Source organism: Microbacterium soli, from assembly GCF_039539005.1.
GTDB classification, from domain to species: domain Bacteria; phylum Actinomycetota; class Actinomycetes; order Actinomycetales; family Microbacteriaceae; genus Microbacterium; species Microbacterium soli.
On record NZ_BAABCP010000002.1, the window covers coordinates 272,130 to 294,196 of the forward strand.

19 protein-coding genes and 1 pseudogene are annotated in these 22,067 nt (G+C 68.8%); 4 read left to right on the forward strand and 16 right to left on the reverse strand.

The window, feature by feature from the left end; all coding sequences use genetic code 11:
- Positions 1 to 5: 5 nt before the first annotated feature.
- The 8 genes and pseudogenes from ABD770_RS13425 to dut form a co-directional block, all read right to left on the reverse strand.
- Entirely contained in the window at positions 6 to 989 is a 984-nt protein-coding gene (locus ABD770_RS13425; RefSeq protein ID WP_344820173.1) for an electron transfer flavoprotein subunit alpha/FixB family protein, read from the reverse strand.
- A gap of 9 nt (positions 990 to 998) precedes the next feature.
- Entirely contained in the window at positions 999 to 1,775 is a 777-nt protein-coding gene (locus tag ABD770_RS13430) for an electron transfer flavoprotein subunit beta/FixA family protein (protein ID WP_344820175.1), read from the reverse strand.
- A gap of 364 nt (positions 1,776 to 2,139) precedes the next feature.
- Entirely contained in the window at positions 2,140 to 2,346 is a 207-nt protein-coding gene (locus tag ABD770_RS13435) for a BRCT domain-containing protein (RefSeq protein WP_344820176.1), read from the reverse strand.
- Positions 2,347 to 2,842: 496 nt separating this feature from the next.
- A pseudogene (locus tag ABD770_RS13440) lies at positions 2,843 to 3,709 on the reverse strand (ATP-binding cassette domain-containing protein); the annotation flags it as partial.
- 154 nt (positions 3,710 to 3,863) lie between these two features.
- Positions 3,864 to 6,749, reverse strand: a complete 2,886-nt coding sequence (gene acnA, locus ABD770_RS13445) for an aconitate hydratase AcnA (RefSeq protein ID WP_344820178.1) — start codon at positions 6,747 to 6,749, stop codon at positions 3,864 to 3,866.
- Positions 6,750 to 6,878: 129 nt separating this feature from the next.
- On the reverse strand, positions 6,879 to 7,598 hold the full coding sequence (locus ABD770_RS13450; protein ID WP_344820179.1) for a DUF3159 domain-containing protein: 720 nt from the start codon (positions 7,596 to 7,598) through the stop codon (positions 6,879 to 6,881).
- Positions 7,595 to 8,182: a DUF3710 domain-containing protein gene (locus tag ABD770_RS13455; RefSeq protein WP_344820180.1), complete on the reverse strand. Its 588-nt coding sequence runs from the start codon at positions 8,180 to 8,182 to the stop codon at positions 7,595 to 7,597. Before ABD770_RS13455 ends, ABD770_RS13450 begins: the two co-directional genes overlap by 4 nt.
- Entirely contained in the window at positions 8,179 to 8,628 is a 450-nt protein-coding gene (dut, locus tag ABD770_RS13460) for a dUTP diphosphatase (protein WP_344820181.1), read from the reverse strand. The genes ABD770_RS13455 and dut overlap by 4 nt, the downstream gene beginning before the upstream one ends.
- 3 nt (positions 8,629 to 8,631) lie before the next feature.
- On the opposite strand from dut, the gene ABD770_RS13465 reads away from it, so the two are divergent.
- Positions 8,632 to 9,111: a DUF3093 family protein gene (locus ABD770_RS13465; RefSeq protein WP_344820182.1), complete on the forward strand. Its 480-nt coding sequence runs from the start codon at positions 8,632 to 8,634 to the stop codon at positions 9,109 to 9,111.
- 89 nt (positions 9,112 to 9,200) lie between these two features.
- On the opposite strand, the gene ABD770_RS13470 is transcribed toward ABD770_RS13465, so the two are convergent.
- Positions 9,201 to 9,494 (reverse strand): DUF4193 domain-containing protein, encoded by a 294-nt coding sequence (locus ABD770_RS13470; RefSeq protein WP_344820183.1) that lies wholly within the window; start codon positions 9,492 to 9,494, stop codon positions 9,201 to 9,203.
- 208 nt (positions 9,495 to 9,702) lie between these two features.
- Between ABD770_RS13470 and sepH the strand changes: the two genes are divergently transcribed.
- Positions 9,703 to 10,725 carry a septation protein SepH gene (sepH, locus tag ABD770_RS13475; RefSeq protein ID WP_344820184.1) on the forward strand — a complete coding sequence of 341 codons (1,023 nt, stop codon included), beginning with the start codon at positions 9,703 to 9,705 and terminating at the stop codon, positions 10,723 to 10,725.
- A gap of 31 nt (positions 10,726 to 10,756) precedes the next feature.
- Here the strand turns inward: sepH and ABD770_RS13480 are convergent, their stop codons facing one another.
- Positions 10,757 to 11,884: an alkaline phosphatase family protein gene (locus ABD770_RS13480; protein ID WP_344820185.1), complete on the reverse strand. Its 1,128-nt coding sequence runs from the start codon at positions 11,882 to 11,884 to the stop codon at positions 10,757 to 10,759.
- 84 nt (positions 11,885 to 11,968) lie between these two features.
- Between ABD770_RS13480 and ABD770_RS13485 the strand changes: the two genes are divergently transcribed.
- Positions 11,969 to 14,407: a DNA gyrase/topoisomerase IV subunit A gene (locus ABD770_RS13485; protein WP_344820186.1), complete on the forward strand. Its 2,439-nt coding sequence runs from the start codon at positions 11,969 to 11,971 to the stop codon at positions 14,405 to 14,407.
- Positions 14,408 to 14,431: 24 nt separating this feature from the next.
- Here ABD770_RS13485 and ABD770_RS13490 read toward each other — a convergent pair whose 3' ends face one another.
- Positions 14,432 to 16,543 carry a DNA gyrase/topoisomerase IV subunit B gene (locus ABD770_RS13490; protein ID WP_344820187.1) on the reverse strand — a complete coding sequence of 704 codons (2,112 nt, stop codon included), beginning with the start codon at positions 16,541 to 16,543 and terminating at the stop codon, positions 14,432 to 14,434.
- Between the two features lie 179 nt (positions 16,544 to 16,722).
- Here ABD770_RS13490 and ABD770_RS13495 point away from each other — a divergent pair, with 179 nt between their 5' ends.
- The gene (locus tag ABD770_RS13495) at positions 16,723 to 16,932 is read left to right on the forward strand and encodes a DUF7455 domain-containing protein (protein ID WP_344820188.1); all 210 of its coding nucleotides are present in this window, start codon (positions 16,723 to 16,725) and stop codon (positions 16,930 to 16,932) included.
- A gap of 6 nt (positions 16,933 to 16,938) precedes the next feature.
- On the opposite strand, the gene ABD770_RS13500 is transcribed toward ABD770_RS13495, so the two are convergent.
- Genes ABD770_RS13500 through ABD770_RS13520 form a run of 5 tightly spaced genes read right to left on the reverse strand, consistent with a single transcriptional unit; the run spans position 16,939 to position 22,051 of the window.
- Positions 16,939 to 17,973, reverse strand: a complete 1,035-nt coding sequence (locus ABD770_RS13500; RefSeq protein WP_344820189.1) for an alanine racemase — start codon at positions 17,971 to 17,973, stop codon at positions 16,939 to 16,941.
- A complete protein-coding gene (locus ABD770_RS13505) occupies positions 17,970 to 18,680 on the reverse strand; it encodes an alanine racemase C-terminal domain-containing protein (RefSeq protein ID WP_344820190.1) in 711 nt (236 codons plus the stop codon). Before ABD770_RS13505 ends, ABD770_RS13500 begins: the two co-directional genes overlap by 4 nt.
- A 13-nt stretch (positions 18,681 to 18,693) precedes the next feature.
- Complete coding sequence (locus tag ABD770_RS13510) at positions 18,694 to 19,467, reverse strand: glutamine amidotransferase (protein ID WP_344820191.1); 774 nt, start codon at positions 19,465 to 19,467, stop codon at positions 18,694 to 18,696.
- Positions 19,464 to 20,780, reverse strand: a complete 1,317-nt coding sequence (locus tag ABD770_RS13515) for a MurT ligase domain-containing protein (RefSeq protein WP_344820192.1) — start codon at positions 20,778 to 20,780, stop codon at positions 19,464 to 19,466. The genes ABD770_RS13510 and ABD770_RS13515 overlap by 4 nt, the downstream gene beginning before the upstream one ends.
- Entirely contained in the window at positions 20,780 to 22,051 is a 1,272-nt protein-coding gene (locus ABD770_RS13520) for an RNA polymerase sigma factor (RefSeq protein ID WP_344820193.1), read from the reverse strand. Before ABD770_RS13520 ends, ABD770_RS13515 begins: the two co-directional genes overlap by 1 nt.
- Between the last annotated feature and the right edge of the window lie 16 nt (positions 22,052 to 22,067).

Here is a 22,067-nt window from a genome sequence, read left to right on the forward strand (position 1 = left end):
CGTACCTAGCGCTTCCGCGCCTCGAGCGCGCTGATCGTCTGCGGCACGACCTTGAACAGGTCGCCCACCACGCCGAAATCGGCGACGTCGAAGATCGGCGCGTCCGGGTCCTTGTTGATCGCGACGATCGTCTTCGACGTCTGCATCCCGGCCCGGTGCTGGATCGCGCCCGAGATCCCGAGTGCGACGTACAGCTGCGGCGAGACCGATACCCCGGTCTGCCCGACCTGATGCGCCTGCGGAATGTACCCGGCGTCGACCGCAGCGCGAGACGCGCCCACCGCGGCGTTCAACGCGTCGGCGAGCTGCTCGACGAGCGCGAACTGCTCGGCCGAGCCCAGGCCGCGGCCGCCCGAAACCACCTTGCCGGCACCGCGCAGCTCGGGCCGCGAGGACACCTCCGTGACCGGCTCGAAGGAGTCGATCCGAGCCGCGCGCTTGCCCGATGCGGTGACCGCGAGGGGTTCGGCCACGACGGGCCGGCTCTCGGCGCGAACGTCGATCGCGCCCTGCCGGATCGTGATCACCGGGGCCCCGAACGTCGCCGTGGACGTCACGTTGTAGCTGCCGCCGTATACCGAGTGATGCGCCACGACACCCTCGTCGTCGCGGGACACGCCGATCGCGTCGACGGCGACGGCGGAGCGGGTGCGCGCGGCGAAGCGGCCCGCGAGATCGCGGCCCGCGACGGAGTGGGAGATCAGGATCGCGGCCGGCCGCACCTGTTCCGCCCCGGCGAAGAGCGCGTCGACCGCGGGCACTCCCAGCGCGTCGGGCGCGCTGTTCTCGGCGATCAGCACCCGTGCGGCGCCGAGGCCGGCCGCGGCCTCCGCGGCTGCGGCCGCATCGCCGGCCTCGGTGAGCACCACGGCCACGGGCGTGCCGATCTCCGCGGCGGCTCCCAGAAGTCCGGCCGCGGCCGATTCGAGGGCGCCGCCCGGCGAGGTCTCCACAAACACCAGGATCGCTTCGTGTGAGGTCTCAGACATGTCGTACTCCTATACCAGCCTGTTCTCGATGAGGAAGTCGGCCAGCTGCTCGCCGGCGTTTCCCTCATCCGTGATCTTGATCCCCGCCTCGCGCGGGGGCCTCTCGGCAACGCTCAGCATGATCGACCGCGCGGCGTCCGGATCGTCGGCCCGCACCCCGAGGTCGGCGAGGGAGACCGTCTCGAGCGGCTTCTTCTTGGCCGCCATGATCCCCTTGAAGTTCGGGAACCGCGCGTCGGGAAGCGCCTCCGTGATGGAGACGACGGTGGGCAGCGACGCCGAGACGCGCTGCACGCCGCCGTCCACCGGACGCACCCCGGCCGCCTCGGACTCCCCGATCTCGACCGCGTTCAAGCCCGTGAGGTGCGGGACGTCGAGCAGCTCGGCGAGCGCGGCCGGGAGCATGCCGCCCGATCCGTCCGTCGACACGTTGCCGGTGATCACGAGGTCGAACTCCGCGCGTCGTATGGCCGCGGCGAGGGCCTCGGCGGTCAGTATGATATCCGCGCCCACGAGCCCGTCGTCGACGACGTGGACCGCGTTCGCCGCTCCCATCGCGAGGCCCTTGCGCACGGTGGCCGCCGCGCTCTCGGGAGCGAGCGACAGCACAGTCACCTCGGTGCCCTCGTGCGCGTCGGCGTAGGAGAGGGCCACCTCGAGGGCGCGCTCCCCGATCTCGTCGAGCACCGCCTCGCTCGCCGTGCGGTCGGCGAGGCCGGTCTCCAGGTTGAGCTTTCGGTCGCCATAGGTGTCGGGCACCTCTTTGACCAGAACGAAGATCTTCATCGACTACTCCTCACGCCACGCTGCGGCTTATCGGCAACATACCCTAATGTACCCGCAAAGCGCGCACTTACTAACTATATTACAGTAATATATACTATAACCGTCCCCTTCATCGTGCGCTGTACTGATGCGGTTCTCAGAGATAACGAGAGCGCGGCCGCCGACGATGGTCTCGTCTCCCTGCCTGAGGCCGCGCAGCAGGGTACGCCACTGATCCCACGCCCGCCGCGCCGCACCTGCGGTGCCGCCTCCGGTACCGTTGCACTCGAAGCATGTGCCGAGGTCGCGGTAGGTGCCGAACCGGCCTGACCCAGCACACTTCCTGCAAGGCTCCCCATGAGGCTCAGGGGAAATTCGACTTTGCTCATCGCCCCAGCTCCTCAAACGTCTCGCCGTCCATGACCTCGACACCGAGCGCTTCCGCCTTCGCGAGCTTCGACCCGGCCTTTTCACCGGCAACCAGCAGGTCGAGGTTCTTCGAGAAGGGTTGCACGACGATGCCTCCGAGCTCCTCGATGCGTGCCTCGGCCTGCTTCCGTGTGAGCGAGGGCAGCATGCCGGTGACGAGCACGCGCTTGCCAGCGGGAGACCGGCGAGCGGGTCGTACACCAGTCCTTGCACATCGCTGCCCACGAACTCGCCCGACGCGTCGCGGAGCAGGCCTAACTGCGGGTGACACGCGCCTTCGAGCAGGGGCTCAGTCCAGTCCCAGGCGACGATGCCGGCGAGCTTCTGCGCCCAGGTGTCCCAGGTCGCTTCCGCGTCGATTACAGCATCAGCCATCGACTCGCCGAACCCTTCGACGGCGAGCAGCTGTTCGCGGCTCAGAAGCCGGAACAGCCCGAGCGGGGAGGCCATCGCGGTGGTCGTGTCCGTCGGCCCGGTCGGGGAGAGGTGCCGGTCCTGCATAGCCTGCACGAGCTTCTTCCCCGCGCGGCGTCCGATGCCGGGGACGCCAGCAGCGGCGACCCACGCGGCCGGATCCTGCGGGCCGGAGGTCGCCGAGCTCGGAGAGACGTTCAGCGACGAGGAGCCCACTCCCGCGCCCTCGAGTGCCGATGCAACGCTCAGGGCCGCGCGAGGCCGAGGTAACTTCGCAGGTGCTGCGCGGTGAGCGTGTCCGAGCTGGAGCACAGGGCTGCCGGCGTGCCCTCGAACACGACGGTTCCGCCGTCCTGCCCTGCTTCGGGACCGAGGTCGATGATCCAGCCGGCATGGGCCATGACCGCCTGGTGGTGCTTGATGACGATGACCGAGTTGCCCGCCTCGACCAAGCGGTCGAGGAGCCCGAGCAGCCGGTCCACGTCGGCCAGGTGCAGGCCGGTGGTCGGCTCGTCGAGCACGTACACCGATGCGGTGCCCGTCATGCTCGTCGCGAGCCTCAGCCGCTGGCGCTCGCCGCCCGAGAGCGTGTTGAGCGGCTGGCCGAGTGTGAGGTACTCCAGGCCCACCTCGTGCAACCGGGAGAGGACCGCGCGCGCCTTCCCCGTGGTGAAGAACTCGTGGGCGTCCGCAACTGTTAGAGCGAGCACCTCCGCGATGTTCTTACCGTGGAGGGTGTACGCGAGCACTTCGGCCTTGAACCGCTTGCCGTCGCATTCCTCGCACACGGTGGGCACGCCCGCCATCATGACGAGGTCGGAGTAGATCACCCCGACGCCGTTGCAGTTCGGGCAGGCGCTCTCGGAGTTCGCATTGAACAGCGAAGGCTTGACGCCGTTCGCCTTCGCGAACGCCGAACGGATGGCGTCGAGCAGGCCCGTGTAGGTGGCCGGATTGCTGCGCCGCGAGCCGCGGATGGGCGATTGATCCGCCACGATGACGTCGGACCAATGCGGAAGATACCCGTGGATCAGCGAGCTCTTGCCGGACCCCGCCACGCCGGTGACGACCGTGAGGATGCCGAGGGGAACGTCCAGCGGACAATACTGAACCCCGCGCCCTATCCAGGTGCGGGATTCAGTACTGCAACCAACAGCTGCAACGCCTAAACTGTCATCGCGATGATGTGATTGGCGCCACACCCTCTAGCGCCGCGGGAGCGAATCCTCTGTTCCTTGAGCAGGGTGCTCACGAGATTGACTTGCCTCAACTACCGGCAAGTCCGCGCAGCACGTACTGCAGAATGCCGCCGTGCCGGTAGTAGTCCGCCTCGCCGGGGGTGTCGATGCGCACGACCGCGTCGAACGTCACGGGCTGACGGCCCTCGGCCGAGAACTCGCTCGGGGTGGCGGTGACCTTCACGGTCTTCGGGGTGGAGCCGTTGTTGAGCTCGGTCAGCCCCTCGATCGAGATGATCTCGGTGCCGTCCAGACCCAGCGACTCCCAGGACCGTCCCTCGGGGAACTGCAGCGGGACGACGCCCATGCCGATCAGGTTCGAGCGATGGATGCGCTCGAAGCTCTCGGCGATGACGGCCTTGACACCCAGCAGCGTGGTGCCCTTCGCGGCCCAGTCGCGAGACGACCCGGAGCCGTACTCCTTGCCACCGAAGACGACCAGCGGCACGCCCTGCGCCTGATAGTTCATGCAGGCGTCGTAGATGAACGCCTGCGGGCCACCGGGCTGCGTGAAGTCGCGAGTGTAGCCGCCCTCGATCTGCTGACCGTCGTTGACGGCCTTGACCAGCGTGTTCTTCAGGCGGATGTTCGCGAAGGTCCCGCGGATCATGACCTCGTGGTTGCCGCGACGCGAACCGAAGGAGTTGAAGTCCTTCCGCTCGACACCGTGCTCCTGCAGGTACTGCGCGGCAGGAGTGCCCGCCTTGATCGCGCCCGCCGGCGAGATGTGGTCGGTCGTGACGGAGTCACCGAGAGCGGCCATGACCCGCGCGCCCGAGATGTCCTCGACCGGGGTCAGCTCCATGGTCATGCCGTCGAAGTACGGCGCCTTGCGCACGTAGGTCGAGTCGTCATCCCACTCGAAGATGGGTCCGGTCGGCGTCGGCAGGCTCGTCCAGCGCTCGTCGCCGTCGAAGACGGTGGCGTACTGCTTGATGAACTGCTCGCGGGAGATCGAGGAGCCGATGATCTCCTCCACCTCCTCCGGGGTGGGCCAGATGTCCTTCAGGAACACGTCGTTGCCCTCGGCGTCCTGACCGAGCGGGTCGGTGTCGAAGTCGAAGTGCATCGAACCGGCCAGCGCGTAGGCGATCACCAGCGGCGGGGAGGCCAGGTAGTTCATCTTGACGTCCGGGCTGATCCGGCCCTCGAAGTTGCGGTTGCCCGACAGCACCGCGGTGACGGCCAGGTCGTGGTCGTTGACGGCCGCCGAGACCTCGTCGATGAGAGGTCCGGAGTTTCCGATGCACACGGTGCAGCCGTAGCCGACGGTGTAGAAGCCCAGGCCCTCGAGATCCTTGTCCAGGCCCGACTTCTCGTAGTAATCCGTGACGACCTTCGATCCGGGGGCCAGCGTGGTCTTCACCCACGGCTTCTGCTTGAGGCCCTTCTGCAGCGCCTTGCGGGCGACCAGGCCCGCCGCGACCATCACCGACGGGTTCGAGGTGTTGGTGCAGGACGTGATCGCCGCGAGGGTGACGGCGCCGTTGTCGAGGATGTAGCTCTCACCGGCCGGTGTGGTCACCGGGACGGGCTTGGAGGCGTTGGCCGGAGCACCGCTGTTGATGTGGACGGGCCGCGTGTGCCCCTCCTCCTCTCCGGGAACCTGGGCGGGGTCGGATGCCGGGAACGAGTGCTTGGACTCGAGGTCGACGAGCTCGTCCGAGGTGGACGGCGTCGCGTAGTTCAGGATGTCCTTCTCGAACTGGGTCTTCGCCTCCGACAGCAGAATGCGATCCTGCGGACGCTTGGGGCCCGCGATGGAGGGGACGACCGTGCCCAGATCCAGCTCCAGGTACTCGCTGTACACCGGCTCGTTCTCGGGGTCGTGCCACATGCCCTGCGCTTTGGCGTAGGCCTCGACGAGGGCGACGGTCTCGTCACTGCGGCCGGTCAGGCGCAGGTAGTCGAGGGTGACGTCGTCGACGGGGAAGATCGCGGCCGTGGAACCGAACTCCGGCGACATGTTGCCGATCGTGGCACGGTTGGCCAGTGGCACGGATGCGACGCCGGCGCCGTAGAACTCCACGAACTTGCCCACCACGCCGTGCTGGCGCAGCATGTCGGTGATCGTCAGCACGACGTCGGTCGCGGTGACGCCGGCGGGGATCTCGCCCGTCAGCTTGAAGCCCACGACTCGGGGGATCAGCATGGACACCGGCTGTCCGAGCATCGCGGCCTCGGCCTCGATGCCGCCGACACCCCAGCCCAGCACACCCAGTCCGTTGACCATGGTCGTGTGCGAGTCGGTGCCGACGAGGGTGTCGGGGTAGGCGCGCAGCACGCCGTCGACGGTGCGATCGTAGACGACCTTGGCCAGGTGCTCGATGTTCACCTGGTGCACGATGCCGGTCCCCGGGGGCACGACCTTGAAGTCGTCGAAGGCGGTCTGACCCCAGCGCAGGAACTGGTAGCGCTCGCCGTTGCGCTGGTACTCGATCTCGACATTGCGCTGCAGAGCGTTCTCGACCCCGAACAGATCGGCGATGACGGAGTGGTCTATGACCATCTCGGCCGGAGAGAGCGGGTTGATCCTGTTCGGGTCGCCGCCCAGTTCCGTCACGGCCTCGCGCATGGTCGCGAGGTCGACGATGCAGGGAACACCCGTGAAGTCCTGCATGAGGACGCGGGCAGGTGTGAACTGGATCTCGGTGTCGGGCTCAGCCGTGGCATCCCACGATCCGAGCGCCTCGATCTGCGATCGCGTGACGTTCTTGCCGTCCTCGGTGCGCAGCTGGTTCTCGAGCAGGACCTTCAGACTGAAGGGGAGCTTCTCGCTCCCCGCGACCTTGTCGATGCGGAAGATCTCATAGTCGGTGCTGCCGACCGTCAGGGTGCTCTTGGCACCGAAGCTGTTCACCGTGGACACGTATCCGTCTCCTTCTGATCTGATGGGAGCGACAGTCGACTCCATCTTGCTCGTCGCCGAAGCGCTGCGGCTAGCAAGGCTGTCCTTACCAGTGTGCGCCGTCCTGCTCTTCGACAGAAGCCTGATATTTATCTTGATGTCAAGATAAATCTAGCAGAGATCGGTGTCGGAAGGTCATTCGGCGCGCGGGTAGAGCGTACGCACGGCCAGCCAGGTGACCGCCACCATGGGAGCGAACAGCGGCAGGCCCATCACGAGTTTGAGCGTGCCCAGCAGCGTGACCTCGTCGGCGAGGTAGAGCGGAAGCTGCACCGACAGACGGATGAGGAACAGCGCACCCCAGGCGATGCCGAGCCAGAAGTAGACCCGGCGTTTGCGCCGGTCGCCGCGCCAGGCCGTGCCCTCCCCCATCAGGAACCCGACGGCCAGTCCGATCAGTGACCAGCCGATCAACGCCGCGACGATCATCGCCGTGCCGTACAGGGCGTTGGTGATCAGTCCCGGCACGAAGTTGTCCGCACCGCGTCCCGTCCACAGCGCCAGGCCTGCCGCTGCCCCGGCCGCCAGCAGCCCGCCGATCGCCGCGGACGGCGGAGACTTCTGCAGCAGTCGCACGAGTGTGAACACAGCGGCGAGACCCACGGAGACACCCAGTGACAGCAGCAGCGGTTCCGGACGCACGGTGAAGATCACCACGAAGGCGAGACTCGGCAGCACCGACTCCAGGATGCCGCGCCACCCGCCCATCGCGCCCCAGACGACCTTCTGGGTGCTCTCGTCGCCGTCGGCGCCCAGTCCGACGCGTCGTGCAGCATTGCCGAGGGCGGCGCCCAGGATGTCCGCAGCAGTCGGCTCCGTGCCGGACTCCGGCCGTTCCTCGCCCGGGCTCGTCACGCCGAACCCGGGGTGGCGGGCATCTTCAGCGGGATGAGGTCGCGCGGCGGCATCGGCGATCCGCCCCGCACGACGACGATCGAGCGGAAGAGGTCCTCGACCTGCTCCGCGGCGGTCGGGTCGGAGGCGGCCTCACCGCCGATCACCCCACGCAGGAACCAGCGTGGGCCGTCGACGCCGATGAAGCGCGCGAGGCGCATACGGGAGCCCTCGGCTGCCGTCCCGGGGACCTCGGCGAGCAGCTCCTTGCCCAGCGGGCCCTCGCGCTCCTCGACACGACCGCCCTGGGTGCGGATCTGGTCGCGCAGCTGCACACGGGTCTCGTGCCACAGGCCGCGGGAGCGCGGGGCCGCGAACGGCTGGACCTGCAGCGACGAGTTCGCATAATCCAGCCCCACGGCGACGATGCGCTTGGTCTGCTCCTCCACCTCCAGACGAAGGTTGAGTCCCTCACGGGGCAGCACCTTGATGCCGCCGAGGTCGATGTACGGACGCACCGGGTTCACCTCGGCCTCGTCGAACGGCCCCGCCGTCGCGCGGTCGTCGGGTGCCGACTTCAACGTGGGTTCGGTCTCTTCAGTCATTCGCTCTTTCCCTGGGTATAGCCGGTGGATCCGAAGCCGCCTTCGCCGCGAACGCTCTCCGGCAGCTCCTCGACGGGCTCGAAGCGCGCCCGGATCACGGGCATCACGATCAGCTGCGCGATGCGATCGCCGACCGCCACATCGTACGCGTGCGTGCTGTCGGTGTTCAGCAGGCACACCTTGATCTCGCCTCGATAGCCTGCATCGACGGTGCCCGGCGAGTTGACCACCGTGATGCCGTGCTTCGCCGCCAGGCCGCTGCGGGGGACGACGAACGCCGCGTGGCCCTCAGGGAGCGCGATCCGCACTCCTGTCCCGATCAGCGCCCTCTCCCCCGGTGCCAGCCGCACGGATTCCGTGGCGACGAGGTCCGCTCCCGCGTCACCGGGATTGGCGTACGAGGGCAGGTTCGCGGCGATAATGGGTACGGCAACGGAATGAGTCACCCCATGAGGCTAATGCAGAACCCCGCGCAGGATACCCGAGAGACCTACCGCGAGCGTCTCTCTCCGAGTCTGTGGATGCTCGTCGTCATCGCCCTGGCCGGGCCGATGGTCGCGCTGGTGTTCGCACCGGTCGCCGCCGATGCCGCCGCCATCGCGGGCGCCGGGGTCTCCCTGCTCCTGGTCGTGCTGGCCGTCGTGCTGGCCCCCGTGGTCCGCGTGCGCGGGGGGGTGCTCCATGCCGGCAGGGCGCACATCGACGTGCGCTGGCTGGGAGAGCCGGAGGGCTTCACAGGACAGGATGCGCACGATCGGCGCACCCGGGACATCGCTCGCGATGGCTGGCATCTCATCCGCGGCGGTATCGACGGGCTCGTTGTCGTGCCTGTCATCGATCCTGCGGACCCGGTGTCCAGCTGGTCCATCTCCACCCGTACGCCGGACCGGCTGCGCGCCGCCATCCTCACGGCGCGTGCGGGGCGCTGACACCCGGTCCCCGACAGGACACGCACGAGGGAGAAGAGCACGACGCGCCCCGAGCCGAAAGGCGGCCGGGGCGCGAGGACGGGAATGCGTCAGGCGGCGCACTCCTTGCAGATGGGGCCTTCCGGACCCTCGTGATCGAGCTGCGACCGGTGCTTCACGAGGAAGCAGCTCATACAGGTGAACTCATCCTGCTGGGCGGGGAGGACCACGATGACGTCCTCGACGTCGGACAGGTCTGCTCCGGGGAGCTCGAACGGTGTGGGGTTGTCGGAATCCTCGACATCGCCGGCACCGGATTGGTTGCGCGGCACACGCTCCTTGAGTGCTTCGATCGACTCTGAGTCGTCTTCGCTCTTCCGTGGGGCGTCGTAGTCGGTTGCCATGTGGTTGATCTCCACTTCCGTGGTGCGAGTGGGTTCGGGGGGGGGGAACTGATTCGGGTGTTCAGCGGGCGACAGTTTGCACGACCGCGGCGCATTTAGCAAATGCTGTTGCCTTCGACGGGGAAACTCGCGGCGCGCCCGGAGTATTCCCGGCCCCCGGGAGGTGGTCATGACACCATGAACGCACACCCATCAGAGGGGCATTGGCATGGAAAACGTCACCATCGTCGGAACAGAGGCGGGCGTTCTCGTCCTCGCCACGGAATCCGGGCAGCGCTTCGCGCTCCCCATCGACGACGTGCTGCATCGCGAGGTGCGTCGGGCGACCCGGGAAGCCGAACCCGCGGCTGCGCGCCTGGCCGCGAGTCCCCGGGACATCCAGGCTCAGATCCGCGCGGGACTCTCGACATCCGAGGTCGCCGCGCTGCTGGGCGTCAGCGAACACGACGTCGCCCGGTTCGAAGGTCCCGTCCTCGCGGAGCGCGAGCACATCGTCGACCAGGCTCTCGCCGTTCCTGTGCTCATCGGCAGTGAGGTCGAGCCCGACGCGCAGCCGACCTTCGGCGACGCGGTCCGCGCCAAGCTCGCCGATCTGAAGGCCGCCGACGAGCGCTGGACGAGTTGGAAGGACGAGTCCGGCTGGACGGTCAAGCTGGAGTTCACCGCCGACGAGATCGAGCATGACGCACGCTGGTCCTTCGACCCGCGCCGCAGCACGCTCGCTCCGCAGAACCCGGACGCCGTCCAGCTGTCCCGTCAGGGCTCACTGCCGGAGGGCCTCATCCCGCGTCTGCGCGCGGTGGACTCCGATCGGGTGTCGCCCTACAAGGATGAGAGCCGTTTCGATTCGGGCGCGTTCGGTCCTCGTCTGCTGCCCGACCCGCCGGAGAGGGACCAGGAGCAGTCCGTCGCTCCTGAGCACTCCAGCGCCGCTGTCCAGGAGGCGGCGGCTCGCCACGCGCCGGAGGACAACCGGCCCGGAGCGGAGACCGCCGACCTGCTGGAGGCTCTGCGCCGACGCCGCGGTCAGCGCGAGCCCGCACCGTCTTTCGACGACGACGAGCAGGACGAGGCCGCGCCCATCGCCCTGTTCGACGCAGTGGAGGAGGAGCCCGAACCCACTCCTGCACCGCGGCCCGCACCCGCTGAGCAGTCCTCCGGACGGCGCAAGCGCCGCAACGCGATGCCCAGCTGGGACGAGATCGTCTTCGGCGCCCGCACCGACGAGTGACACGGCGGGCGCAGCCGCCGACGCTGAGCGGTCAGCGTCGGAACGCCCCCATACGGATGAACGGCACGCGCCACTCCTCATCCGTCAGTGCGCCGTGCTGGCCGATCATGCCGCGCCCTCGCTGGTCAGCGGCCTCTCCGTCATACAGCGCATGGGTCCCCGTCGCCACGACCAGGAGGTCACCGATGCGAGCGCGGGCGGCAACCGTCACCTCGCCGCCGAACAGGCCGGCCCCGATCGCGGCTCCGCGGCTGAGGACGACGGCACCGCCCTCGAGGTCCCGGCGCCAGCGCTCCAGGATCCGCGCATGATCGGCATCCGGCTCGAGGTACACGTGCAGCATCCTCGGCTCCCCGCCGATGTGCCGCACCCCGTCGTGCCACCCGCCGGCGGCGTCGAGGATCAGCTGCCTGCGTGCCGGAACGTCGACCATTCCGTGATCGGCGGTGACCAGCACGCCGACACCTGACGGGATCCGTCGTGCGACGGCGGCATCGACCTCCTCGAGGGCGTGCACCCATTCCGCCGAGTCGATACCGTGCCGATGACCGGCCTTGTCGACCTCGGGCAGGTAGCAGTACACCAGCGCTCCGTCATGGGCGTCGGCGAGCTCCCAGGCCAGCTCCACGCGCTCGGCGGCCGTGCGCTGCCCATGGATCTGCGCACCGCGGAGGATCGCGCGGCTGAACCCGCTGTCCGTGTGCTCGGGGATCCCCACGGCGAACGCGGGACGCCCGTGCGCCGCGACCTGTTCGAACACGGTCGGCGCGGGCTGCCAGATGCGCGGGTCGATGCCGACGCGCTCCCAGTCGGTGAGCTGGTTGACGAGTCTGTCCGCATCGGGGTCCAGCACCCGGTATCCGACCATGCCGTGCGTGCCCGGTGCGGCGCCGGTGAGCAGACTCGTCAGCGCGGCTGCGGTCGTGGTCGGGAAGACCGACCCTGCGACATCCCGCCTGGCGGTCATCGAGGACAGCGTGCGGGCGTGTCCGGCGTGGGCACGCAGGGGAAGCGCTCCGAGGCCGTCCACGACGACCAGCACCGCCGAGCGCGCGGGCGGGAGGCCGCCGTCGATGCCTTGGAGCGCGGCGATCAGCTGCGACGCCACCCCGGCGGCGTTCCGCGTCGGGCCGGGGGTGGACGGTAGCATGAGAGGCATCAGGGTCAGTCTTTCACAGGCGTCCCGCCGCACCGCACCCGGGTGCTGTCGCGAGTCCGCCCCCGAGCGTCCAGCAGGAAGTCCATGCCAAAGCCCTCGTCATCCGAGCCCGTCATCGAGCGCATCCAGGACATCGACCTGTCCCAGGAGATGCAGGGCTCGTTCCTCGAGTACGCGTACTCGGTCATCTACTCGCGCGCACTGCCCGATGCCCGTGACGGTCTCAAGCCCGTGCAGCGCCGCATCCTGTACCAGATGGCCGAGATGGGACTGCGCCCGGACCGCGGACATGTCAAAAGCGCCCGTGTCGTCGGCGAGGTGATGGGAAAGCTCCACCCGCACGGCGATTCCGCCATCTACGACGCCTTGGTGCGTCTGGCTCAGGACTTCGCTCTGCGTGTGCCGCTCGTCGACGGGCACGGCAACTTCGGGTCCCTCGACGACGGCCCTGCGGCGTCGCGGTACACGGAGGCCCGGCTGGCGGCACCCGCTCTGGCGATGACGGAGAACCTCGACGAGGACGTCGTCGACTTCATCCCCAACTACGACGGCCAGTTCCAGCAGCCCGCCGTGCTGTCGGCCGCGTTCCCGAACCTGCTCGTCAACGGCGCGAGCGGCATCGCCGTGGGCATGGCCACGAACATGGCCCCGCACAACCTCATCGAGGTGGTCGCCGCCGCGACGCATCTGCTGGAGCACCCCGAGGCCACCACCGCCGAGCTCATGGAGTTCGTCCCCGGTCCGGACTTCCCCTCCGGCGGCATCCTGATGGGGCTCGACGGCGTCAAGGACGCCTACGAGAACGGCCGCGGCGCCTTCAAGCTCCGCGCCAAGACGTCCATCGAGCCGCTGGGACCGCGGCGCACCGGCATCATCGTCACCGAACTGCCGTACCAGGTCGGTCCCGAGCGCGTCATCGAGAAGCTCAAGGACGCGGTCAACGCCAAGAAGCTCGTCGGCGTCAGCGATGTGCAGGATCTCACCGATCGCACCAACGGCCTGCGCCTGGTCATCACCGTGAAGACCGGCTTCGACGCCGCAGCGGTACTCGAGCAGCTGTTCCGCTACACGCCCCTCGAGGAATCCTTCTCGATCAACAACGTCGCTCTCGTGGACGGACAGCCCCGCACGCTCGGGCTCAAAGAGCTGCTGCGGGTGTACCTGCAGCATCGCATCGAGGTCGTCGAACGGCGCAGCCGCTATCGCCTGGCCCGTCGCAACGAACGGCTGCACCTCGTGCGGGGTCTGCTGCTGGCGATCCTCGACATCGACGAGGTCATCCAGGTCATCCGCTCCTCCGACGACTCCGAGACGGCCCGCGCCCGCCTCCAGCAGGTGTTCGACCTCGACGAGGTGCAGGCCGAGTACATCCTCGAGCTCCGGCTGCGGCGACTCACGAAGTTCTCGAGGCTCGAGCTGGAGGCCGAGCGCGACCGGCTGCTCGCCGAGATCGCCGAGCTCGAGAAGCTCCTCAGGGACCCCGCCCTCGTGCGGTCGCAGGTCGCCGCCGAGCTCGATCAGGTCGCCGAGACCTTCGGAACCCCCCGGCGCACCCTCCTGCTCAACGCCGCTCCCCCGCGGTCCCGGACGACCAAGTCCGCTGCGGACCTGCAGATCGCCGACGCCCCGACGACCCTGCTGCTGTCCACCACGGGGCGCGCGGTGCGCGTCGACGCCGAACCCGGCACTCCCATCCCGGAGCCCGCTCGCCGCAGCAAGCACGACGCGATCCAGGCGAGGCTGGAGACCACGACGCGCAGTGAGATCGGCGCCGTCACCACCGCCGGACGCGTGCTGCGATTCACTCCTGTCGACGTTCCCGCCGTACCGGCCTCGTCCGTCGGGCTCGGCGCGGGCGTGCGCATCTCCGACTACCTGGGCATCACCGACCGGAGCGAACGCGTGCTCGCCCTCATCCGCTTCGACGATGACACACCGCTGGCGCTCGGCACGAGGAACGGCGTGGTCAAGCGCATCATCCCGTCCGCACTCGCAGCCAAGCCCGACCTGGAGATCATCGCGCTCAAACCGAAGGATCTCGTCGTGGGTGCCGGTTCCGCTCCCGACGAGGCAGAACTCGTCTTCGTGACCTCCAGCGCTCACCTGCTGCACTTCTCCGCCTCCGCGGTGCGTCCGCAGGGGGCTCCGGCCGCCGGCATGGCGGGGATCAAACTCGCGTCGGATGCCGACGTGGTCTCGTTCACCGTGGTCTCATCCCAGGACGACGCCGTGGTCGTGACGATCTCCGGCTCCGCCGGGATGCTCGCCGGCGCGGATGCCGGACGCGCGAAGGTGTCCGCGTTCGAGGAGTTCCCCGGCAAGGGACGCGCCACGGGCGGTGTGCGCGCGCATGCCTTCCTGAAGGGAGAGGACCGTCTGACCCTCGCCTGGGCGGGGGCGCGACCGCGTGCGGTGGGCGCCGACGGCGCGACCCGGCTGCTGCCGGATGCCGGTGCGAAGCGCGACGGCTCCGGTCAGCCGCTGGACGCCGTGGTCGGCACGATCGGCACCGCCATCGGTTGACCCGCGAGGCGTCCGCCGACCGGATCAGGCGTCGATGGCCTCCCGGCTGAGGCGGTCGCTGGAGGTCATGATGAACTCCCGGCGCGGCGCGACCTCGCTGCCCATCAGCAGCTCGAAGGTGCGCACTGCCGCATCCGCCGCCTCGGCGTCGTCGATCGTGACGCGCCGCAGCAGTCGACCGTGTTTGTCCATCGTCGTCGTCGCCAGCTGGTCGGCGTCCATCTCACCGAGGCCCTTGTAACGCTGAATCGGGTCCTGCCAGCGCTTGCCCGCCTTCTGCAGCTTGGCGAGCAGTGCGTGCAGCTCCTGCTCCGAGTACGTGTAGATGGTCTCATTCGGCTTGGACCCGGGATTCATGACGATCACCCGATGCAGTGGGGGCACGGCCGAGAACACCCTGCCGGCCTCCAGCAGCGGTCGCATGTACCGGAAGAACAGCGTCAGCAGCAGAGTGCGGATGTGCGCGCCGTCGACGTCGGCATCGCTCATCAGGATGATCTTGCCGTACCTCGCCTGGGCGAGCTCGAAGGAGCGCCCCGATCCCGCCCCGATGGTCGTGATGATCGCCGCGCACTCCGCGTTGCCGAGCATGTCGCTGATCGAGGCCTTCTGCACGTTGAGGATCTTCCCCCGGATGGGCAGCAGCGCCTGAAACTCGCTGTTGCGCGCATGCCGCGCGGTTCCGAGGGCGGAATCCCCCTCGACGATGAACAGCTCGCTGTTGGCGACGTCGTCCGAGCGGCAGTCGACGAGCTTCGCCGGCAACGACGAGGACTCCAGCGCGGACTTGCGGCGCTGGGTCTCCTTGTGCGCCCGCGCCGAGACGCGCGCCTTCATCTCGGAGACGATCTTGTCCAGGAGCATGGACACCTGGTTCTTGTCGTCCCGCTTGGTGGATGAGAATCGTGCGGCCAGCTCCTGGCGCATCACCTTCGCGACGATGGAGCGCACAGCGGGGGTGCCGAGCACCTCCTTGGTCTGTCCCTCGAACTGCGGCTCGGGGACGGTGACCGTCAGCACCGCGGTCAGCCCCGCCAGCACGTCGTCCTTCTCCAGCTTGTCGTTGCCGACCTTGAGACGGCGGGCGTTCTGCTCGACCTGGCCGCGCAGGAACTTCAGCAGCTCCTGCTCGAAGCCCTGCTGATGCGTGCCGCCCTTGGGCGTGGCGATGATGTTCACGAAGGAGCGGGTGACGGTCTCGTAGCCCGTGCCCCAGCGCAGCGCGATGTCGACCTCGCACTCGCGCTGCACCTCCGTGGGCTTCATGTGGCCGTCGGGCTGAAGCACCGGCACGGTCTCGGTGAACGATCCCGAGCCCTGGATGCGCCAGGTGTCGGTGATGGGCGCATCAGCGGCCAGATAGTCCACGAACTCCGAGATTCCGCCTTCATACAGGTACGACGTCTCAACCGGTGGGAGAGCCCGGCCTTCGGCATCCGCCGCGGGGCGCTCGTCGCGCACGACGAGCTCGAGCCCGGGGACGAGGAATGCGGTCTGCCGGACGCGGTTCTCCAGCTCGCCGAGCTGGAACGCGGCATCCGCGGTGAAGATCTGGCGGTCGGCCCAGTAGCGTACCCTCGTGCCGCTGACGCCCTTGGGGACCTTGCCCACCACACGCAGCTCGCTGCGCTTCTCGAACGGCGTGAACGGCGAATCCGGGCGCGGCTCGCCGTCGTCCGCGAACACCCCGGGCTCGCCCCGCCGGAAGGACATCGCATAGGTCTTCCCGTCGCGATCGACCTCGACGTCGAGACGCTCCGAGAGCGCGTTGACGACCGAGGCCCCCACGCCGTGCAGACCACCGGACGCGGCGTACGAACCGCCGCCGAACTTCCCGCCGGCGTGCAGCTTGGTGTACACCACCTCGACGCCCGTGAGCCCCGTACGGGGCTCGATGTCGACAGGCACTCCGCGTCCGCGGTCGGAGACCTGCACGCTGCCGTCCGCGTGCAGGACGATCCGGATGCTGGATCCGTTGCCCGCCACGGCCTCATCGACCGAATTGTCGATGATCTCCCACAGGCAGTGCATGAGCCCCGGGGATCCGTTGGATCCGATGTACATGCCGGGCCGCTTCCGGACGGCCTCGAGCCCCTCGAGCACTTGGAGGTGATGGGCGGAATACTCGGCGGTCACAATGGTCGAGTCTATTCGGCGACCGCACCCGCGAAGGCCGCGACACTCCCCCGGCGGACGAGCCCCCGCTGTGCGCGTACGCGCACAGCGAAACACGCCGGGATGCGGGCATGCAGGCCCGCCGCGCATGGTTGTATTGAGCACGACCGGGAAACGTCGGATCCTGAGGAGGCACCGAGATGAACGCTACGACAGAGCGAGAGACCGTCCAGTTCCGCCTCACTGCGCTGGACCGCTGCGATTCCTGCGGCGCACAGGCGTACATCGCCGCCGAGGTCAACGGCACCGAGATGCTGTTCTGCGCTCACCACGGGCGCAAGTACGAGGAGAAGCTGCGCGCCGTGGCCACCAGCTGGCACGACGAGACCGCACGCCTCATCGAGGCCTGAGACCCCTCAGTCGATCAGCACCCGGCGCACCTCGGGGGTGAGCCGGGTGAGGATCTCCTCGCCCACGCTGCCGATCCGCTCCGCGAGCGCCGTGGCGTCCTGCTCGCCATCGCGACCGGGCCCGAACACGGTCACACGATCCCCCTTCCGCGCGCCCGGCCAGGGCTCGAGCAGCGTACGGTCGCCGTCGATGCGGATGATGCGGCGCGGACCGCCGGGAGTGCCCACCTCCACACCGGAGAGGATCGACGGCAGTCCGTGGAACGAACCGATCCCCAAGCGCACCTCGCCGTCATCGACGGCGTCGACGGTCGCGATGAGCCGGGAGATGAGCGTCAGCCCATCCGGCTGCGGACCGCCGGCGGAGCGGATGCCGTAGCAGAACGCGCCGACGCGACTCAGCGTCCCGCGCAGCTCCGGCCGCCACCACGCCGCCGCCGACGCGGTCAGGTGCAGCACCTCCGGCGCTCCTCCGGCCTGCTCGAGCTCGTGCACGGCGCCGCGGAACACGCGCTGTGCGGCATCGTCCTCCTCGTCGCTGGCCTCGGCGAGATGGCTCCACACCCCGACGACGCGGATCAGACCGCGCCGCTGCGCGGCGAGCGATGTCTCGATCGCCTCTCGCCACTGCTCCGGCCGGAAGCCGTTGCGATGCAGTCCGGTGTCGATCTTCAGATGCACGCCCGCCCCGATGCCCAGACGCTCGGCCGCGGCGATGACGTCGGCCAGATAGTCGGCGGAGCCGACACCCAACTCGACATCCGCGTTCAGCGCGGCCTCGACCTCATCCGTGCTGGAGGTCGCCCAGGCATACACCCGACCGGTGGTCAGCGGACGGATGCGCAGCGCGCTGGGGATGTCATAACTGCCGAACCAGTCCACGCCGGCCGATTCCGCCTCGGGCACCGCCCAGCCGATGCCGTGGCCGTAGGCGTCGTCCTTCATCACCAGGAGCAGTCGCGACTCGCCCAGTCGTGCGCGAACGGCGTCCAGATCGGCGCGGAACGCGCTGCGGGAGATCTCCAGGACCGGCGTGCTCATGCGACCCAGCTCCGTTCGGTGCTCCGACCGATCACGACGGCCATCTCCAGTGCGCTCAGGCCGGTGGCATCCGCCCATTCCGCCAGGCCGCGTCGCACGCTGCCGGTACCGCCGAAATAGGTGACCGGATCCCCGACCTCGGCGTGGACGTCCTCCAGGTCCACGACGCACACGTCCATCGCGATGCGTCCGATGACGGGATGGGTGCGCTCACCGATCTGCACGTGTGCACGATTGCCGAGCGCCCGCACGATGCCCTGCGCGTAGCCTCCTGTCACGAGGGCGATGCGCGTGTCCCTGCTCGCGCGGTGCGTGTAGCCGTAGGAGACGGCCTCGCCCTTCAAGAGCGGTTTGACGGCCAGCACACGCCCCTCCAGCATCATCACGGGCAGGGCATCCGCCGGTGTCGCGGCGTCGGGGATGCCGAACAGCGCCGATGCGGCGGTCAGGTCCGATGCGGTGGCGGGGACCAGCGCGTCCGCCTGCGCGGGAACACCCGCATCTCGCAGCCGCGCCGCCTCGTCGCCCGTTCCGGTGAGGATGCGGCTCGCACCGGCGTCCACGACGATCCGCGCCGCCTCGTCGAGACCGTGCCCGTACGCGTCATGGCGCAGATCCACGACCCGCCCTCGCACGTTCAGAGCCTTCGCGTTGCGTGCGAGCGCGCTGCGGGACAGCAGCACCCGGGGCGCAGCACTGCCTGACATGTCGCCTCCCGGTTCAGAGCTGGATGGTGTTGAAGCCCTTGCCGTGCACGAGCGCCTCGATGGCGGTGCGCGCGCCGGCGGCGTACGCATCCAGTGTCTCCGCCCCCGCCGTGAGATCGACATCCGTACCGCGGCGCGCGCACACGGCAGTGAGGATCTCACGGGTGAGGCCGGGATTCAGCGGCAGCACGGGCCCCTGGATGGTCGTCGCGAACGCGTTCCCGACGCGGAGCATCTCGCCGCGCACGGGGTGACCGTCCGCCTCCGCCGGCAGCGCGAAGCCGCCCTGGCCGAAAGCCACGCGGCCGTATCCGAGCGCGTGGTCGGCGAGCGTCCACTCGCTGGCGTGATCCTCGAAGCCGATCACCCGTCCGATCTCGGTGTCGGCGATGATGTAGCCGACCTTGCGCGTCCTGGTGCGCGCGACGGTCGCATCGAGAACACCGAGCCCGTCGAGTCTCTCGCCGTCCAGCGTCGTCACGCCGCGGCTGAGCAGCTCCGCACCGCCGCCGACGGCCAGCAGTGCGCCGCCGTCTTCGACGTGCGACCTGATGCGGTCCGCTCGCGCCGTCAGATCGGCGTGCACGGCCCGCATCGCGGAGAGCGGACCGTTTCCGATCACGAGGATGTCGACCTCGTCCGGCAACTCCTCGCCGACGGCGATCCGGTGAGTCACCCGGTTGACGTCGGCGAGTTCGAGCCGGGCCTCCAGCGCGCGCACATTCCCGCGGTCGCCTGTGACGCCGAGAAGATCCGGGTACAGCTGCGCGATCGTGATCCGCGTCATCGGCGGGCCACCTCCTGGTCGCCGTGGCCGAGGATCCTCCGGCCGATCATCATGAGCTCGTAGTTGACGAACCAGGTCTGGCGTCCGGCCGAGGTCGACGGGAACTCGCGCATCATCGCGACGGCCTTCTCCATGTCGGGCTCGACGGTTCCGATGCGCACGCCCGCGTGCTCGAGCGCCAGCGCCAGCTGGTACGCCTTCTCACCGGTGACGACGTCGACGCCCTCGAGCGCCTGGAAGTCCACGTCGTACAGCCAGGACACGTCGGGCGTGCCCTCGTCGATGGCGATGAGCGCGCGCTCGGGCGCGCCCTCCAGCGCGTCCAGGTTCATCTGCAGGCTGGGCGCGTTCTTGAACATGACGAACTCGACCTGCTCGCCCTGCGGGTCGCTGTGCAGCGGGATGACCTCGCCGCGGCCGTAGGCCGGTGCCATCCGAGAGAAGCCCTGCGCAGCGGCGTCCGTCGAGAATCCGTCGCCGAGCACGCGGGAGGCGACGGCGAGAGCGGCGGCGGCGTCGGCCGCGTAGTGCAGACCACGGGCGGGCAGGCGCACCGACGCATCCGCCTCACCGATGCGGATCGCGACGTCACGGCCGTCGACCACGCGCACCTCGGAGTAGGCGTCCCGCGCCCGGGTCCCGGCATTGCCGCTCCGGGTGTCGAGGGCGTTGGCCAGTCCGTGCGCGGAAGCGGCGACGATCTCCGGCGCCACCCCGAAGAACGACACGGGCGCGGCCATCGCGTCCGTGTCGATCTTGCTGAGGTACGGGTCGTCGCGGTTGACCACGACATGCGAGTGCGCACGCGTGGACGCGTCCAGCATCATGTCGGCGACGCGCTCGGTCTCGTAGAACCGGTACAGCTGGTCGACCTGGACGTTCAGCGAGAGGATGACCGACGGGGAGAGCTGATCGGCGAGATCCGCCGCATAGCCCTCGTCGACTTCGAGCACCGCGACATCGGCCCGGATCCGCCCCGTGAGAGTGGCGTCCGCCAGCAGCGCACTGGTCACGCCCTGCGGGAGGTTCGCCCCGGTGGGGTTGGTGAACACCGTCAGGCCGTGCGCGCGAAGGACCTCGCTGATCATGTGCGTGGTCGTCGTCTTCCCGTTGGAGCCGAGGACGAACACCACGCCGTGACGGAACTGTCCCGCGAGCGTCGGCAGCAGCGTCGGAGCCATCCTGTTGGTAAGGTATCCGGGGAACGCCGAGCCTCCCCCGCGCAGACGAGTCGCGAAGCGTGCGAGCTTTCCCGCCAGCACGGGGACGACGTACCGCAGGCCGGCCGAGCGCGCCCGAGGTGCGGTCGACATCATTCGAGGTAGTCCCGCAGCGACTGCGAACGGCTCGGGTGACGCAGCTTGGCCATGGTCTTCGACTCGATCTGACGGATGCGCTCGCGCGTCACGCCGAAGGTGTCGCCGATCTGGTCGAGGGTCTTGGGCTGTCCGTCGCCCAGGCCGAAGCGCATCCGGATGACCCCGGCCTCGCGCTCGGAGAGGGAATCCAGCAGCTGTTCGAGCTGGCGCTGCAGCATCGTGAATCCGACGGCGTCGGCGGGCACGACGGCCTCGGTGTCCTCGATGAGGTCTCCGAACTCGCTGTCGCCGTCCTCGCCGAGGGGCGTGTGCAGCGAGATCGGCTCGCGGCCGTACTTCTGCACCTCGATGACCTTCTCGGGCGTCATGTCCAGCTCGCGGCTGAGCTCCTCGGGGGTGGGCTCACGGCCCAGGTCCTGCAGCATCTGCCGCTGCACGCGGGCGAGCTTGTTGATGACCTCGACCATGTGGACGGGGATGCGGATGGTGCGAGCCTGATCCGCCATGGCGCGGGTGATCGCCTGACGGATCCACCACGTGGCGTAGGTGGAGAACTTGAAGCCCTTGGTGTAATCGAACTTCTCGACGGCGCGGATGAGACCGAGGTTGCCCTCCTGGATGAGATCCAGGAACTGCATGCCGCGCCCGGTGTAGCGCTTGGCCAGCGAGACGACCAGACGCAGGTTGGCGCCCAGCAGGTGGCTCTTGGCGCGCTGCCCGTCGCGAGCGACCCACTGCAGGTCGAGCCCGAGCTGACTGGACTTCTCGGTCGCGGACATGGCCGACAGCTTCTCCTCGGCGAACAGGCCCGCCTCGATGCGCATCGCCAGTTCGACCTCTTCGGCCGCGTTCAGCAGCGCGACCTTTCCGATCTGCTTCAGATAGTCCTTGACCGGGTCGGCCGTGGCGCCGGTGATCTGCGCGGAGTAGACGGGGACGTCGTCCTCGTCCTTGGAGCTCAGGACGATCGCGCCGGTGGGCAGCGGCTCGGTGAACTCCGGCTTCTTCTCGCCCTCCTCGTCCTCGGCCTCGACCGTCTCGACGACCTCGTCGTCGACCTCGGCGTCGTCCTTCTTCTTCCGCGTCGCGCGCTTCGCCGACGCCTTGCCGGCTGCGGCCTTCTTCGCAGCCGAAGACTTCTTCGCAGCGGTCTTCTCCGCCGGGGCCGGCGCCGTCTCCTCGACGACCTCCGTCTCCGCGTTCCCGGCCTTCACGGCCGTGTTCTTCGTGGTCGTCCGGGTCTTCTTGGTCGTGGCAGGAGTCACGTTTCGCCTTTCACGG

Excerpts from the sequence above, each read along its gene's own strand:
- ABD770_RS13425 (WP_344820173.1), bottom strand. The coding sequence starts at position 989 with ATGTCTGAGACCTCACACGAAGCGATCCTGGTGTTTGTGGAGACCTCG.
- ABD770_RS13430 (WP_344820175.1), bottom strand. The coding sequence starts at position 1,775 with ATGAAGATCTTCGTTCTGGTCAAAGAGGTGCCCGACACCTATGGCGAC.
- acnA (WP_344820178.1), bottom strand. The coding sequence starts at position 6,749 with ATGGAGTCGACTGTCGCTCCCATCAGATCAGAAGGAGACGGATACGTG.
- ABD770_RS13455 (WP_344820180.1), bottom strand. The coding sequence starts at position 8,182 with ATGACTGAAGAGACCGAACCCACGTTGAAGTCGGCACCCGACGACCGC.
- ABD770_RS13465 (WP_344820182.1), top strand. The coding sequence starts at position 8,632 with ATGAGGCTAATGCAGAACCCCGCGCAGGATACCCGAGAGACCTACCGC.
- ABD770_RS13470 (WP_344820183.1), bottom strand. The coding sequence starts at position 9,494 with ATGGCAACCGACTACGACGCCCCACGGAAGAGCGAAGACGACTCAGAG.
- sepH (WP_344820184.1), top strand. The coding sequence starts at position 9,703 with ATGGAAAACGTCACCATCGTCGGAACAGAGGCGGGCGTTCTCGTCCTC.
- ABD770_RS13480 (WP_344820185.1), bottom strand. The coding sequence starts at position 11,884 with ATGCCTCTCATGCTACCGTCCACCCCCGGCCCGACGCGGAACGCCGCC.
- ABD770_RS13485 (WP_344820186.1), top strand. The coding sequence starts at position 11,969 with ATGCCAAAGCCCTCGTCATCCGAGCCCGTCATCGAGCGCATCCAGGAC.
- ABD770_RS13495 (WP_344820188.1), top strand. The coding sequence starts at position 16,723 with ATGAACGCTACGACAGAGCGAGAGACCGTCCAGTTCCGCCTCACTGCG.
- ABD770_RS13500 (WP_344820189.1), bottom strand. The coding sequence starts at position 17,973 with ATGAGCACGCCGGTCCTGGAGATCTCCCGCAGCGCGTTCCGCGCCGAT.
- ABD770_RS13505 (WP_344820190.1), bottom strand. The coding sequence starts at position 18,680 with ATGTCAGGCAGTGCTGCGCCCCGGGTGCTGCTGTCCCGCAGCGCGCTC.
- ABD770_RS13510 (WP_344820191.1), bottom strand. The coding sequence starts at position 19,467 with ATGACGCGGATCACGATCGCGCAGCTGTACCCGGATCTTCTCGGCGTC.
- ABD770_RS13515 (WP_344820192.1), bottom strand. The coding sequence starts at position 20,780 with ATGTCGACCGCACCTCGGGCGCGCTCGGCCGGCCTGCGGTACGTCGTC.